We start from the raw sequence: 16503 nt of genomic DNA on the forward strand, positions 1-16503 counted from the left end.
AAGATAGTTTAAACTTATGGTGGTTATTCTAATAGTAATTATCAAAAAATAAGAGATAAAATGGAGAAATTAAATATACTGTTTTTTAACAAGTAATCAATTACGACAAACGGCAATAGGATTAGAATTTGTAGTAAAACCTCATTTCAGACACATTAAACTTCTCTATTGTCGCTTGCTCCCATTAAAAGTTTCACATCAACCTTTATGAGGAAACTTGTTAAGGCAAAAATTTACAAAAAGTGAAACTCCTAATACTTCGCTTTATCAACAAATCCGAACAGTAAACAGACTAAAATGTTATTACCTACATGAAAACACCCCTATACTTCGAAAAATCAGTCAACTCGTCCTTAAACCCATTAAAAGCTTCTTCTTCCACATAATCCTTACCTCCCATTATAGAACTAAAAGCATATGCGCTTTTTCTTAGTACAGCCGCCAGTTCTCTATTAACTTTTTGATTGGAAACTTCCAGAATTTTATCTCGTAATCCTTCATCCAGAAGATGTTCCATAACTTCGTCATGCAGATTTGGATGTACCCCTTCATAAACCATCATATAGGCCGCCTTAGCGTATAGTTTCAACTCCATCAAATGAGTGACCCATAGGTTCTTTAATTGTCCTTGCGCACTTTTTTGAATTTCTCCAATAATCTTGTTTTGTTGCGTCAATAGAGAGTCCAGGTTTTTAACTGAATACAAGTACGACTGTATTTTTTGTGCCAACGGAATGGTAATTCTACTCTTAGAATATATCGAGCCAATATGAATGGCATTCTCTTTTCGTTCGAAATAGAATCCCTTTGCATTGAAAAGTTTTATATAATCCGCCGGAGACTTTTCGTAGGGCATATGAAACTGTTCTGCCTTTTGATGATACGCTTTAAGGCTAAGTTCCTCAAATCTTACCCTGTGTTCAGGCTTCATGCTATCATATAGTTCAGGAAACATCATTGGAAGGAAAAAAGAAGTTGCCTTTAAATCGTTGGATTTACTTTGATTTACCTGTGTAAGCATTTCCAATACTTTATCATTTTGGCTAATGAAACCTGTGGAAATATAGGAATTGCTTGTCTTTGGAATCAGAAGTTTTTGCATGGCCATAGAAACCGAATGGGCATTGGAATTTATAAAAGATAGCCCTCCGTTTGCGTATTTAAGTCCTAGACTTTGAAGTAAGTGGAAGGGAATATTTGAATCATTCATGGTTTCAAACGCCGATATTTCCATCACTTTGTTAAATAGCGTCACTTTTTCTTCTAAAGCTTTGATTTCTTGTTTTGACTGCGAAACAGCTAATTTGTTCCGTGCTCCGTCAAATTCCTGTCGCAGCGTCTTCAGTAGCGCTTGGCTGCCATTTTTGCCAGAATAAAAGTTTAAAAAGGTATAGGACTTTGAATTTGCGATATGGGGTAGCAAATCCTTCAAATTCTTGGTCCTTACAAATTCAGATAACAAATGGTTTCTTTTGTCGGATGCTAAATAGGATTCGATAAAGGCATTTTTTATCAATTTTCTTACTTCAAGCATATATTGGTCGCTCAGCGAGTTGATATAGGTTTGGCTTTCATGTGTATCCGATAACTTTGGATGGTTCGTAAAATCCATTCCAAGGCCTATTTCAGCCTGGTTAAAAACATATCCTGACTTATCATAAAGAGTTAAACCAATAGGTCTTTGCTTTCGGTCATACTGAAGCTCGCAGTCGATATTTTGATATGTTTTTAGAATATCCGGCAAATCCTCGTAACGAATACTTTCAAACAGTTTCATGGTCGTTGACAGTTGTTTCTCCAAACGTTTTTTGTGCATCGGAAGGAGCTTCGACTTTCTATTACGCTCAAAAACAGCTTTGATTTTGGGTCCACTCAGTTTCGGATGCACTTGATACCCATCTATAAAACGTGTTTTGTACTGTTTTTGATTGTTCAGTCCATACGCTACTCCTACCCTACCATTTTCGTTAATGGATTGCTTTATGACAATGTGATAGGGTTCTAGAAGTATTTTCAGTTCATCGATGCTACGTATGTTGTATTTCTGAAAAGTGCTGTTCAATACCTCCTGAAGGTAAAATCGATTGCCATTGCCATCGTCGGTACTAAACTGTAATTCAGGCAATCGATGTATGGGTAATTGCCGCTCCGATCGTGTTTCTGGAGATGGGGAAAGCTCGTACGTCTTTTCAAGATATTTTTGTGTGGCGACGTTACGCCTGTAATCATGGGAAAGATTGATACTACTCCCATCGTCCATTATAGTTGTGGAGACAATATGTATGTGTTCATGTTTAGTGTCATCATGCCTCACTACAACATAAGGCTGCTCTCCATAACCCATTTGTTCCATATATTCTTTCGCCACCTCATAGAACTTAGTATTTTCCAGATGCTCGCCATGGGGCAGGTTCAATGTGATATGCGCGTACCGTTTAGGAGACTTTTTGCGCTGTCCCAAACCATATAATATATTGCCGAACAGCCGAGTATCCGTATCGAACTCTGAATAGGTATTTTGAAAGCCTAAAATCATCCTATTCTCTTTTCCAAAAACATAATTTAGTACTCCTTGTACGGTTTCTCGGTATAAGATTCGGGCAATCATATTATGGCTTTTTTTGAATCAATAATTGCATGACTTGGAGTAATAGCTCATTTGATTTTTCCACCTCACTTTGCAGTTTTGCCGATGGAGACCTCATGTTTTTGTACTGTGCCACTTTTGTCAATTGATTAATATTGTTCCCGATTTTGTTGATTTGATAGACTAAATTTGAGAAACCATCTGGTAGTTTATCCTCCTTTTCGGCTTCTTTATTTAAAATAAACCGTCTCAAAAATGGGCCTACTGTTCCTCTTTTTTTAAAATCAAGGTTATATGATTGCAGAATAGTTTTGACTTTTTCCAATTCTTCATTGTTGAAACGCAGCATAATCCGGTGCTCTCTTTTCCTATCTCCAAGACGCTTTCTTCCTCCCTTATTCTGTGCCACTATGGTATCAATTTTATGGACATATTGTCCTTTTCACTTCGTAAGAAGTAGTAAGTTTTAAGCTGCTTAAAACATAACTCGCTATATTCTTCGAATATAAATATACAGAAATATTTCGGCATTAAATTTACTTATATGATTACCTCATTAAGCTATATGGTTTATCTAGTGTGGATAGTGTACTATTTTTATTCTATGGTTGCCGTTTGGAAAACATAATCCTTATTAGTTCATCCTAATTTCTAAATCAGATTTACTGATATGGAATCTATCAAATACATAACCATCCACTTAGACATCATACCAGGTATTTGACGTGGGCGTTGGCAGGAAAAGTTCATGGGGTTTTTCGCCCCATGTGCTTTTGTGCGGTTTCGAGGATGTCATGGGAGCCGATAGGCTTCCTTGACTTCCGCAGAGACTGGAATCAACCATTACGGAAAGTAATTCGCTATATCATTTCTCAATACCGAGACAATTCAATGAACTATTGACCTGCGCGTCGGCGAAAAAAGCTTATGGAGCCCTTCCGCTCCATGTGCTTTTGTGCGGTTTCGAGGATGTCATGGGAGCCGATAGGCTTCCTTGACTTCCGCAGAGACTAGGCTACACACAACCAAACCTTTTTCAATACTAATATTTTCCGAGAGGGACTTAAACGTCGATTTTCTTTTGGTTCTACGAAAGGAAAATGAACTACTCAGGTGTAAGCTGAATATTACAATTTCATCCACCTCAGTATTTCATTTGAATTCAAAATAGTTACAGGAAAAGTGAAACGCATTAGACCATATTAAACCATGCATTGTACCCATTTGTTTTCATGTGAATCAATATGGTCAACAAGCAAAAATTATTTCATAAACACTTGTTTATTAACTAATTATATTCATATATTTAAATATTAGTATAGGTAAATATGCTCATATAATCATAGGCTTATATTCAACTATTTGACTATACATGTATTCAACAATAATGAAATATTTATGGTTTTACAGCAACATAGTTTGCTATTATCATTCATAGCTATTAAACTAAAATCATTACATAAAATGGAAACAAAGATTATTAGTATCGTAGGTGAAAAAGGAGGTGTGGGAAAAACAACCTTGAACGTAATTTTGGCATCCAACCTGCACTATGCCAATAGTAAAAAAGTGTTGCTTCTAGATGCAGATAATCCACAATACTCCATATACAAAAAGAGGCAACGGGAACTTAGTCTGTTGGATGCTTCGACAATAAGCGAGATGAGCCCCTATCCCATCGAGAGGGTAACTGCGGAATCTATTCAAGATACTATTTTGAGGTACTACGGTCTTGTTGATTACATTATTCTAGACCTGCCAGGAAGCCTTAATGTAGAAATGGTCAAAGGCCTCTTGTATGTTGAGCATGTGTTTATTCCTTTTGGGCATGACGAACTGGAAATCGACAGCACATCTAATTTTTACTTTACATTAAAGAACAACTTTCTGGACAATGAGGAGCGAGTACTAAAAAGCGTCAATCTTTTCTTTAACAAATATAAACTCGTTAGAAAAAACAAGTTCTCGTTATTGCGAGAGCAATTCGAAAAAGCGAACATCCCCATGATGCATAGTGTGGTTAGGGACAGAACGATTTACAAGGAACAATACCGAAATACCCTCTACCCCATTCCAGAAAATAAAGAAGGTGGCCAAATGGAACTTAAACGGTTTTTCGAGGAAGTAGAACAAGTATCTAACCAATAAAGACAAGTCTTATGGCAATACAGAAAAAAGTAACGACAATGGAATTGATCCAAAAAATGGCAGATAAAAATCAGAATACGGCAAACACTCTCGAAAACCTCAAACGCGAGCGATTGGATGGAAAACAACAATCTGAAGCAAAAAACGTTAGAAAAGAAGTCTTGATGGATAAGATGGATGACAGGGGACAATTAAATCATGAACCGTTGTCGAAGACCAACCGTAGTACCTTGAACAAATTGGACATGCTATTGTACATGGATACGCTGAAGAATAAAAAAGAATCCTTTTTTATGACAATGAATGAAGATTGTGTAACCATGTATGAAAAACTGGCTATGGGCATTTCCTATAAAATGGGCGTTAAAACATCAAGAAACGATCTAATACGTAAGGTCTTAACAGATTTCACGGATAAGAACTATGAAAAACTAATCGCTTTTTTAGAATCTAAATAAAAGAAGAATTGAGCATCTATTGGTACATATTGATTGGTTTGGCCCTACTATATTATGGGTATATCATGTGGGTTCTCAAATTCAAGAAAAAATCAAAAACGAAAAAAAAATCAAAAAAACTTGCTTATTTGCATTTAAATAATAAATTTGTATATAATTCCGATAATGAACAAACTGATTTAGGAGCTGTACTCAACCAAATAACTGAAGTGGAAGATACTTCAAAACTTTTGGAAGCTTTTAAAGAGGGTTCATTACAGGAAGATTCAAATTCCTTAACTCGCAAAAAGCATGAAAAACTCAAAGTTATCCGCAACGAGGATACGGCCGAGAAAAATGGGCCAGATTCCGAAACCTGAAGTACTTCTCCTATTTTTACTACTGGTCAGCATTCCCATATGCTCTTATGGCCAATTCGAACAATTGCTCCAAGAAGCGCAAGATTTCAAGAACGATTCAAAAAGTCTTTCTAGGGAAATCGTCGACATTATCAAGATAATTGCTGGAGTGGCCATTGCCATTACAGGCTTGGCCTATCTCTACATTAGAGATCAACAGACTGACTTGGCTAATAAATTGGGCAAGGCAATTATCGGTATCGCTATCTTTTTTGCATTGATCGCCATAGGCGAGGAAATTGCTAACATCTAAATTTCCTCACATCATGGAGAATTATCATATCCCTATTAAGAAAGGGCTACAAAAGGATGTCCTATATAGAGGTCTCAAGGCAAAGTACATTATGTATTGCCTTTACCTCGGCATAGGAGCAATTCTGCTGGGTCTTGTTCTATCCACTTTTATTCCGATGCTAATGGCGTTGATAGCTATTATTGTAGCAATCGCTATTGTATTTCTAATACTCTTGTTCTACTCAAGAACCTACGGTGCCAATGGCTTTGTCAAAAAGTTAGCGGATGCCGCTAAGCCGGATTCCATCAAGGTCGCCAATTCATTTCAAAATCTATTGGTATGGAAAAACAGGTAGCTCTTTGGGATGCGTTCCCTATTTATGGATATGAAAGGCAATCCCTAATTGCAAAGGAAAAAGGTTGCGTTACCATTCCATTGCAATTGCAATTACCGGAGGTTTTTACTTTGGATGCGAGGGAATATGAAATACTACAAGAACTCTTTTTCAACATCATAAACGTTCTTGGTCCGAATAGACTTTTACATCGGCAGGACTTTTTTCTACAGGAAAACTATACCCCCATAACAGAAAGGTTGCAAGGAGATATGTTGGAAAGGGCGAATGAGCATTATTTTGAAGGTCGTCCGTATTTAAGGGGAACCCACTATCTGTACATAAGTATTGTCCCCAAAAATTATATGAAATATAGTTCCAAACGGGCAAATTCGTTTTTGGGAAAAACACGTGACTTCTATCTTTCACAAACGGTTCCGAAAGATTATCTAGATGGCAACATTTTAAAAAATTTCGAAAGTCAGGTGCAAAGTGTCAACAACCTGATCAATTCGACTGGACTTCTCAAATCAACTATTTTGAATTACAAGGAGCTATTCTCACCTAATGGTTTATATGCCAAATACTTCGGTCTAAGCGATACAGATACCAATTTAGCGGATGTTGATTTTGGAAACAACACCATCCAAATAGGAAGTAAGCAAGGCCAGTTTTTTACCCTAGAAAACTTAGATCAATTTACCAAAGGTCATATTGGAACCCACGAGTTGTATGGTAAGTTCACGACCCGTCACAATCGATTCCCAATCGGTAATCTTTTTTCATTGGGCTTTACAGTTCCCCATGAACACATTATCAATCAGTACATCTACGTTCCAGACCAAGAAAAAGCCCTAAAGAGTTTGCAAAAAAAAGCGAAAAGCTTTGAGCGGTTTAGCTCCGGAAAAAAAGATGATAGCAACTCCATATATGCCGATCAAATCCACGATTACACCAAAGATGTTCTTGAAAATCACAAAGAAACGGTCTTTTATCACTTAAACGTATTTGGTTTTCAGGATGAGCGAAACAAACAAAAGCAAATGGAAAACGACATTTCCGCCGCATTCAAAAAATTGAAAATCAATGTAAAACAGAATACTATAGATCGTAAAAACTTATTTTTCGCTGGAGTTCCTGGCAATGCTATCGGAATCTCTTCGGATATGTATATGCCCATGCCCAGCGACATGGCCGCTGCCCTACTCTACTTTGAGGGAGGTTACCAAGATTCTTCCAAAGCGATTCATGGGATACGATTAGTTGACCGAATTTCAGGTCGCCCACTTTCCGTCAGTATGTATAGGGAACCAGAAAAAAAAGACTGGATATTTAATCGCGGTATGTTGGTCGCTTCCGGGTCGGGCGGTGGAAAATCCTATTTGGCGAACCACTATTTTGCCTCCGAATTAAGGCAAGGTGGAGAGGCCATTATCATGGAGGATGGCAACTCTTATGATAAACTGACCGAAGTATTTGGCGGAGTCATTCTACAGCATGATGATGAACGACCATTTACGTTCAACCCTTTTCTTTTAGACGAACATGATGTAGTCGAAAGTGCAACCCATGAAAAAAAATTGAGTGAGGGTAAGTTACTATATCTCATCACTTTGTTGAAGTTGATTTCAGGGGACAAAAGCAATAACAATGATTCCGAGGTAACCAATACGGTTCTTGAACTTTTAGTTACTGGCTACTATGAGTCGATGTGGTTAGTTGATAGGCCGGTTCTTAAATTCAATACCTTTTTTAAATATTGCAAAAATCACTTAACAGATTTTTTAAAAACAAAGGAGGTTCCAAAAAAGCAATTCGATGCTAACGTTTTCCTTTTCCTTTTAGAAAAATATCATGCCGAGGGCTCAAGGGGAAACCTATTGAACAAAGAAGACGATAGAATTACTAGCCTAAGCAATGAAAAGCTCGTATACTTCAAATTGGGCAAACTGATAGACAACGAACTGTTGTTTCCTATTACTGCTTTAATGATTATGGACATCTTCAATAAAAAGATGCATGACCCGTCTAAACTATCTATTAATAAGATATTGGCCGTCGATGAAGCTTGGAAGGCACTTGAACGCCCAGAACTAGTACACTATTTCAATAGTCAATCAAGAATGGCTCGAAAGCTGGGTGGTCAACCAATTTTCATTTCGCAAAAGGTAGATGATTTTATTTCTTCTGAAATCATTAAAAATGCCATTGTCGTCAATTCTCATATTAAGGTATTCCTTGACATGCGTGACTTCGCTCAATCCTTTGACAAAATACAATCCATCATGGGATTAGGAGAAAAACAAAAGCAGCTAATCTTGTCTTTGAACAAAGATATTCCGAAGGATAAAAAATTTCGCGAGGTCGCAATTTGTTGGATGGATAAGGTAAAGGTCTATGGCGTAGAGACGTCTTTGGAAGAAAAATGTATCTACGAAACGAATCCGACTGAAAGTGCTAAAATCAATCGATTACATCATAGAAATCATAATAACTGGGAGTTAACGGCAAAGGCATATGCTTTTGAGAATACTCCAAAAAACTAAGATATGAAACGAACACTACTACTGGTAAGCCTATTCACAACCATAACCTTGACCGCTCAAATTCCGGTAACAGATGTTGCAACCAATGCAAGCGTCGGTATGGTAAACAGTCAATTGACAAGCATCAACATACAGCTAAAAGCGGTAAACAAAAACCTTGGCCGCTTAATCAACCTGATGGAGAAAAACAACAATGATACTTCAAAATCCAGAAAAATATTGAAAGAAGAACTAGAGGCAAAAAAACAGGCACCCGAGTATGTAACCAAATCTACCGATGTAAGCATGACAATGGATCTGAAATCAAAAATCTTGGATGCATACCGAACTTCCAAACAAACTGTGCAAGAAATGGAATATTTAGATCGCAAAGAAATACAGGAGTTTCTAGGTTATGCGTCAAACGCAATTCTTGAAACCAAGGATTTGTTCAAACAATGTAATGATATCCTAAAGACAAAAGCCATCATTCAACCAGAAGAACGGTTGAAAAAAGTCAATGGAATCAACATTAAACTAGAAAACATTTTAGATAACTTGATTGCATATAACAACAAATTATCACAAACCAACGCTTTTCGAAAGTCAAGTCGTACGCTAATCAACATGAATAAAGATTAAAAGACAGCCATGCAAGTCACGGATAAAGGAATAAGGGAAACAGTCAACGAACTATTTGACCAATATATTATCGATGCATTTGAAGTGGTGGACCCTATCATAGGCATTGGTCAACAATTAGCTTATATCGGTGTTGCACTTATGGCGTTAGGCATATTTCTTAATGAAGATAAAAGAGCGGATGTGTTCGCTTATCTACGTTGGGTACCCTTGGCTATCTTACTATTAAATTACAAGGTTGTTACCTTGACTATTTTCGAGTTTTATCAAACCATTGGAAACACGTTCAAGGCGAACGATATCTCTTGGGATGTACTCCAAATGAAAATTTTTGTAGCGCAGATGCAGGCCCTGGAATCTGAAGATGGTACATGGAGCCTATTGGCCATCGATGCAGAGGGGCTTGCTTCAATTGCTCTAGGGTTTATGACCTCCGCAGCAACTTCGATTGCTTCCTTTATATCCGCTGTAGTTTTTGTTGGCATCAAAGCGATGTCGGTCATATACCTTTTTGTTCTGATCATATTTGGACCATTGAATATAGGATTGTCCTTTATACCCGCATTCTCTGGCATGTGGAAAGCTTGGTTACAAAAGTTTATGAGTGTATGCCTATGGATACCTATGCTATATCTCATTGACAATTTTATGTTGAACATACTGGATAATCTGATTCGAACATTGCTATATGAAGGAGAGGCTAATTTAGGTCTTGTATTTACTAGTGCGCTACTTATGATAATGAACGTTTTTGTATACCTGAAAGCCCCGACATTATCAAATTTTATAGTGCAAGGAATGAACGTAAGTGCGAGCCAGTTGAAGGACAGGACTAAACATTACGCTAAAAAAGCGGCACAAACTGCTGTAGATGCAAAAACGGGAGGGGCTACAAAGGGAGTAAGAACAATGATACAATAATCCACTTACCGATAATAATGGATTTTTAACGAATACGAAAATACAGATGGACGATAATTATAAGATTTTCAACGATTTAAGCAAGATTCGTAGCAATAGCTACAAAGTTCTGTATGTATCTTTATTTCTTACGTTCGTATTAACATCCCTAAATATCTTTTATACCTACAGAACGAACGAAAGTGCCAAGAACAAATTTTATCTACTCGACAAAGGCCAAAAGTTAGCCGTGGTCAGAATCACGGACCAAAAGCGAGCGGTAGATATTTTATGTGAAGGGCATATTTCAAATTTCCATGAACTATTCTTTGCCTTGGAACCCGATTTGCGCCATATCAAAAGGAACATCGAAGGCAAGGCGCTTTATATGGGAGGTCATTCGATACAACGCCTTTACAATCGATTGATCGATCAGAACTATTACGAGGATATAGCCAAAAGTGGCTATTCCATCGAGGTTGAAAAGGATTCGATTTTCGTGGACTATTCTCGCTACCCGTTTCCGTTTCGATTTGTAGGTAAACAACGGATTTTAAAAAACGGTAATGCAGAATATCGAACCCTGATTACCAATGGATATTTAGAAGAGACCAAATCGACCCCGAATAACCTAAACGGCTTAAAAATTGTCAGGTTCGATGTTTTAAATAATGAGGACTTATAAAACCTAACTATGAAGGGCATCGTTGAAAAATTTAATTCTTGGATCAAGCGACATACGCTCTTTGCCGTTTCTGCCCCCATCATATTGATGTTGTTGGTCTACTTTGTTTCGAACAACATTAGCGCAATGAAAGGTGAGCAAGAAAATAGTATTCGGAATGGTAAGTATAACAATACGCTACCCAATCAAAAGAAGGAACTCCAAGTACAGCAGCCAAACGACATCTATAAGAAATCGCAACAAGATTCTTTAGCAGCACTCAAAGAAAAAGGTCTTTTTAAAAGTATGCTTGATACCAAGAAAGAGAACGATTCTTTAGAGCGAATTTTAGAAGAATTAAACAATTTCTCTTTGGGCGAAGCACATACCAATGATATAAGAACAGAGAAACTAAACAATACTATTAAGAATGATGTACCGCAATACGTTTCTAAAACCACAGCCGCCCAAGAAAAACTAGAATATAGAAAACTATTGATGGAAGCACGAGATGAGAGGCTCTCGCGAAGTCAAGATTATTCTGCACCATATAGTAAAGAAGCCTCAATGCCGTCAGTTACTGCGCTAAAATTCGATGCGTCGATTTATCGTGACCAATTTATTTTACCGGGCGACCGAGTTACTTTGATTTTGAAGGAGGAAGTTTACTTCGGTCACAAACATTTCCCCAAAAACACTTTTGTGTATGCAACCGCCAATATACAGGGTTCACGTCTTCTTTTGGAGGTGACAAACATCAACAATGAAAGAATATCATTAGCTGCAATAGACCAAGAAGATGGTATGCTGGGCCTTCACAATAATAGAGCGGGCGAGCTACTGCAAGAGTTCAAGGCAGATGTCCAACAGCAAGGTGTAAATGAATTGTCTGAAGTGACGGGCGAGACTACCAATCTTCCTTTGGCTAGAAACCTGTTAAGGTCTTTTGGAAACTTCTTTACAAAGAAAAAATACAAACAAAGAGATAAGATTCTATTAGTAAATGGAGATCGTGTATTTCTAGTACAAAAAAAATGAACACATGAAAGGAAAACTATTTTTCATATTGGTTCTATTGTTAAGTGGTAAGCTAACCGCACAGGCCTTTAGTGATACATTACAAATTTCCAAGGACTACAAAACCATTGTAATCTTTCCCGAAAATATATCTGAAAGTAGTATTGGCAATGATTTCGGTTTTATAGTTGATTTACCAAAATCAGAAGAAGGAAAATATAGTGGTAGAATTTCAAAATTATACTATGATGAATTGGCCACGGAGAAAGAAAATACCACCAATTACTTGGTCATTACGGATTCTGGAAATGTTTATGATTTTCTCGTCAAACTAGTTGACGTTCCAACTAAAACTACCTGGTATATCAACCCTAAAATGTCGGTCGCCAATATTGAAGGCGCATCAGGTAGAGAAGCAAAAAAATATAAGCAGAAAACCCATAGCTCTGAAAAGCTGCAAGAACAAAACGAAGAAGGTTTGGTCAAAACAGTTATCTCAGAAAAAACAAGCAAAGACAATTCCATAGATAGGGCCACTAAAGAACTTTATGAAAGCGATCCGTTGGAATATTATCGTTTACGATGCTATTATATGCAATTCGACAAGGCCAAGATTAGCCGCTATTTTTCAAGGTTGGATAATGTTTTTCTATGGCTAAAAGGTGTTTATTTTAATGAAGACGAGCTCTATTTTCAGTATCGCATTGAAAACAAAGAAGGCTTGGATTTGGATATCAATTTTGTAAAACATCAAATAGCTACCAATTATAAAAACAGCAGTAGCAATCAAAAGCTAGGCATAGAACCTGTTTTCGTTTACAAGCAGCCAAAAACGGTCGCTGGTAAGAGTGAGAACCACTTTGTTCTCGTATTCAAAAAATTTGCTTTGGACGAAAAGAAAGAAGTTGTTGTAGAACTAGATGAGGAATCTGGCAATCGAAATCTCTCCTTGAAGATAGGACATGAAATCATTAACAATCCCATACACTTCTAAGCCATGAAAATAAAGATACTGCTAATAGCACTTTTCATTATGCCTTTTGCCTTTTCCCAAGGTAGCAATTATGCCTCTTCTATAGGCCTCAGCGGTGGTTATGCTGAAGACGGGTTTGGGGTAATGGGCACGTACAATTATCATTTGAACCGAACTCGCTATGCGCAATTAAGCGTATTCGCAGCAATAGCGGAGGACAAAGGCTCATTCAATATTCCGTACAATATTTTTACTGTGCAACCGGGCTATTTTATAAGGGTTTGGGAACAAAAGAATTTTAAAAAGTATGCGCTCAACCTAGGTGGTGGCGGCATCTTCGGGTACGAAGTCATTAATAATGGAAACAGTCTATTAGAAACCGGTGCTGTAATTGATGCCAAAAGCCAATTCATTTATGGAGTTTTTGTGGGGTTGGAGGGAGAAATAACACTTAGCAATGATTTTTCATTGTTGCTGAAAGCAAATGAATACTATCATGTGAATAGTGACGTCGGAAACTTCTATCCCTACGCGGGTATAGGATTGCGCTATTTTTTGTTTTAAACCAATTGAAAATGAAAAATCTATATACACCTACCAAAATCATAATGGGTCTTTTGACCTTAGTTTCTATTTTTGTATTTGCATGCAGCAAGGATTTTGAAGATGTCATCTTGGATGATTTCGATTTTAGCTTTTCGGGAGAACATCCAGAAGAAAGCTTTCTTTTCGAAAGTAGCAGAACATCTTTTTCATTGGTTCCTGAAAAAGAAATCTCCACGGTTGATTATTACCTAAAGTACACGAGTTTAAATGCAAGAGGGTATTTTTTGAATATGGAAGGTGATACCCTAAGGCAAAATGACACTTTGAATATCAAAAACCGCAACTGGGCATTTAATTATGTTGCCATCGATACTGGTGCTCATAGGGTAAAGTTTACGGCATGGGATTCAAACTTGAGAACAAAAGAGCTTGAACTTCTATATAATGCCAAATTCGCCAGTTTTAGTTTTTTATTGAACAAAGGAGTCAACGAATTCATAATCAATTCTAAAAACCCCGTAAATGTTACCCTTTTAAGAGATAAAGAAACCGAGAATCCTGAAAATAAAAGTGATTTTGAAGTAACGTATCAGATTGAAAATGGGACTGGAAAACTCTATTCAGGAAATGAAATTTTTGATGCTGGAAAGCCATTTAACCTACCAAAAGGAATTTCGGAATTGAGCTACCTTCCAGAAACCTTGGGCGAACACAAATTGATTGTAACGGCCAAAGCTCCTGATGGTGCCTCTTTGACCGAAGAACTACTTTTGAATGTCTTAAATCTCGATTTTACCATCAATACGACCGCTGCATCTACTCAAGTGGAGTTGGATACAAATCTGGCCATTGCAATAGACCTTAAAACCCAAGATGAAGAATCGGATGTAGCATACAAGATCACGCATTCATTTGCCACAACAAGTGAAGGAAGTGGAACAGTTCGAGATCATAACGGAGGTGTAATGGAACCAGGCCAATACCGAACCATTGTGCCCAACTCTTATAATTACACATTTACCAGTACTGAATTGGGTAAAAGAAAGATATACTTTGATTTAAGAGATTCAAACGGACAGACCAAACGTGATAGCGTTGAAATTGAGGTTGCCAATATACCTTTTACCTTCTCAGGAAATTCAGAAAGTAATTCTGTTTTTGTGAACGAACGTTCACAGTTCAATTTTAATATTAAATCTAACGGGAATACTGAGAATATCGAATACAACCTCACTTATGAAATCTTGGAAGGGAATGGTAGACTTACTGGAATCAATGGAAATAACATCCAAAATTCAACAGATTATCCCGTTGAATTGGGGAATTTTTCATTATTCTATTACCCCGAAAGCATCGGCTCCCATCAGGTGTCATTCTTGGTAACCGATAACTATGGACAAGAAGTAGGCCCCGTAATCATCGATTTGGAAACAAAACAGAATGATTTTCAAGTAAATATTACACCGTCCAAAACATCTGAATTCGCAAATATTCCGGTCAATGTGATTATCGATATAGACGAGATTCCCGATGGAGCAAATGCGAGCTACGAAGCATTCTATTCGTCAGGGAAAAATAGTGCTATTCGGGTAAATGGGACCGAGTATGGTCCTGGGGAGAAATTTCAGTTGAACCCTAACGAGAATAATGTGGTCTACACGGGAACGGAAGTAGGTCAGCATGATATCGTGATAAGTGTGGAATCAGATGCCGGTGTAACCCATACCGCAAGCACAACGATAAACTACAATCAGGTTGATTTCTTGTTTACGGCGGGAAGTCAAAAATCCGACATCTCAATTGGAGAGACCACTTCCCTGAACTTCAATATTTCGGAAAGCATTGGTTCTTCTGACTATACAATGCGCTTCAGTTTAAACGGTAATGCATTGATTAAAAACGAAAGCGAGATTGAAGTTAATGCGGGAAATATTTATAATGTGCCCAAAGGCAATTTCAACTGGACCTTAGAAGGAACAGACGAGAGTAATATCAATTTGATTTTCTATGTGCAGAACGATACTGGTCTTGAAAAAACGGTTACAATATCCATTTCCGTCAGTCCAAAGAACTACAATTTTACCGCCAATGCCACCGAGTCAGAGGCATTCACAAATGAAGAAGTAGATATTAATTTTAATATTTCCGAGTTAGGTATCGGTGGCGACACCTATGTGATGTACTACTCTTCAGGAAGTAGCAACGGTAGTTTTGAATATCAAGGAACAACTTACGCCGCTGGGGAGAGTTTTACCGTACCAATTGGTTCGTTTCAGGGAATATATGCGGGTATTTCAGAATCCAATCATAACATCGAGTTTACTGTTCGATCTTCTTCAGAGGTAGAAAAAACAGCAAACGTCAATATTGATTTTGAGAAATATGAAGAATTATTTGATTTGACGGTTACACAACCATCGGTCGACTTATTTCAAGACCAGCCTTTTCCGTTTTCATTTGTAGTCAATGGTACAGCAGGACATAACCCAGAAGTGACTTATGAAATGACATTTGATTTTGACGGTATAAATGCAGGTTACATAGTTCATAATGGCCAAACCTATAGAGCGGGTGAAGTAATTCCTTTGGAATACGGTTCATCAAGATTAAATTTTACGCCATTGACCGATGAAAGCTTTACTATAAATTTTAGAGTTGAAAATTCGACCGGTATTTCGCAGACTGCAAGTGAGTCCGTTACAATACTAAAAAAACCTAAGGCAGCCGTAAAGGGCGAGAAGCATAATGTAAGTTGCGGAGGTTTTAACGGATGTGATTATCAAGTAAGGATATATACTTGTTTTGACACTAATTGTTCTGAAGCCTACAATGGTGCTACTTTGCAACAAGTAGAAATTCGCATATATAATCGTTCTGATAGAAGATGGGATACAAAACTGTTCAATTATGATGATGCTCAGGGCTCAGGCGTTGAACGCTTTTTTCTCCTAGAAAAAGAACCGAGTGAGGGCAAACTCAAATATCTAGATCAGCGATATGAAGTTCGGGTACTCGACACAAATGGACAATGGAGCGAAAAGGCAACTGGCAATATCATTAGGGTGTAACGTATTAA

15 protein-coding genes are annotated in these 16503 nt (G+C 37.4%); 13 read left to right on the plus strand and 2 right to left on the minus strand.

From position 1 onward, the window contains the following. Positions 1–307 precede the first annotated feature (307 nt). Together AACZ49_RS05635 and AACZ49_RS05640 are read right to left on the minus strand one after the other, a co-directional pair. Positions 308–2608 (minus strand): relaxase/mobilization nuclease domain-containing protein, encoded by a 2301-nt coding sequence (locus tag AACZ49_RS05635; protein ID WP_339652533.1) that lies wholly within the window; start codon positions 2606–2608, stop codon positions 308–310. Position 2609: 1 nt separating this feature from the next. Then, the gene (locus tag AACZ49_RS05640) at positions 2610–2996 is read right to left on the minus strand and encodes a hypothetical protein (RefSeq protein WP_339652534.1); all 387 of its coding nucleotides are present in this window, start codon (positions 2994–2996) and stop codon (positions 2610–2612) included. A gap of 1055 nt (positions 2997–4051) precedes the next feature. Here AACZ49_RS05640 and AACZ49_RS05645 point away from each other — a divergent pair. From AACZ49_RS05645 to AACZ49_RS05705, 13 genes are all read left to right on the plus strand, one after another. Continuing rightward, the gene (locus AACZ49_RS05645) at positions 4052–4735 is read left to right on the plus strand and encodes a ParA family protein (protein ID WP_339652535.1); all 684 of its coding nucleotides are present in this window, start codon (positions 4052–4054) and stop codon (positions 4733–4735) included. An 11-nt stretch (positions 4736–4746) separates the two neighbouring features. Beyond that, positions 4747–5193 carry a hypothetical protein gene (locus AACZ49_RS05650; protein ID WP_339652537.1) on the plus strand — a complete coding sequence of 149 codons (447 nt, stop codon included), beginning with the start codon at positions 4747–4749 and terminating at the stop codon, positions 5191–5193. 128 nt (positions 5194–5321) lie between these two features. Then, positions 5322–5552 (plus strand): hypothetical protein, encoded by a 231-nt coding sequence (locus AACZ49_RS05655; protein ID WP_339652538.1) that lies wholly within the window; start codon positions 5322–5324, stop codon positions 5550–5552. Then, positions 5530–5844 carry a hypothetical protein gene (locus AACZ49_RS05660; protein ID WP_339652540.1) on the plus strand — a complete coding sequence of 105 codons (315 nt, stop codon included), beginning with the start codon at positions 5530–5532 and terminating at the stop codon, positions 5842–5844. Before AACZ49_RS05655 ends, AACZ49_RS05660 begins: the two co-directional genes overlap by 23 nt. Beyond that, positions 5831–6181 (plus strand): DUF4133 domain-containing protein, encoded by a 351-nt coding sequence (locus AACZ49_RS05665; RefSeq protein WP_339652542.1) that lies wholly within the window; start codon positions 5831–5833, stop codon positions 6179–6181. The genes AACZ49_RS05660 and AACZ49_RS05665 overlap by 14 nt, the downstream gene beginning before the upstream one ends. Further along, positions 6166–8706 (plus strand): TraG family conjugative transposon ATPase, encoded by a 2541-nt coding sequence (locus AACZ49_RS05670; protein ID WP_339652543.1) that lies wholly within the window; start codon positions 6166–6168, stop codon positions 8704–8706. Before AACZ49_RS05665 ends, AACZ49_RS05670 begins: the two co-directional genes overlap by 16 nt. Positions 8707–8709: 3 nt before the next feature. Then, positions 8710–9327 carry a hypothetical protein gene (locus tag AACZ49_RS05675; RefSeq protein WP_339652544.1) on the plus strand — a complete coding sequence of 206 codons (618 nt, stop codon included), beginning with the start codon at positions 8710–8712 and terminating at the stop codon, positions 9325–9327. Between the two features lie 9 nt (positions 9328–9336). Continuing rightward, on the plus strand, positions 9337–10248 hold the full coding sequence (locus tag AACZ49_RS05680) for a hypothetical protein (protein ID WP_339652545.1): 912 nt from the start codon (positions 9337–9339) through the stop codon (positions 10246–10248). Between the two features lie 46 nt (positions 10249–10294). Continuing rightward, positions 10295–10912, plus strand: coding sequence for a hypothetical protein (locus tag AACZ49_RS05685; protein WP_339652546.1), 618 nt, complete (start codon positions 10295–10297; stop codon positions 10910–10912). A gap of 9 nt (positions 10913–10921) precedes the next feature. Further along, positions 10922–11929 carry a conjugative transposon protein TraM gene (traM, locus tag AACZ49_RS05690; RefSeq protein WP_339652547.1) on the plus strand — a complete coding sequence of 336 codons (1008 nt, stop codon included), beginning with the start codon at positions 10922–10924 and terminating at the stop codon, positions 11927–11929. A 4-nt stretch (positions 11930–11933) separates the two neighbouring features. Beyond that, entirely contained in the window at positions 11934–12902 is a 969-nt protein-coding gene (locus tag AACZ49_RS05695; protein ID WP_339652548.1) for a DUF4138 domain-containing protein, read from the plus strand. A 3-nt stretch (positions 12903–12905) separates the two neighbouring features. Continuing rightward, complete coding sequence (locus AACZ49_RS05700) at positions 12906–13445, plus strand: conjugal transfer protein TraO (RefSeq protein WP_339652549.1); 540 nt, start codon at positions 12906–12908, stop codon at positions 13443–13445. Between the two features lie 11 nt (positions 13446–13456). Continuing rightward, complete coding sequence (locus AACZ49_RS05705; RefSeq protein WP_339652550.1) at positions 13457–16495, plus strand: TraQ conjugal transfer family protein; 3039 nt, start codon at positions 13457–13459, stop codon at positions 16493–16495. Positions 16496–16503: the final 8 nt, after the last annotated feature.

This window comes from uncultured Maribacter sp. (genome assembly GCF_963975365.1).
Lineage (GTDB): Bacteria > Bacteroidota > Bacteroidia > Flavobacteriales > Flavobacteriaceae > Maribacter.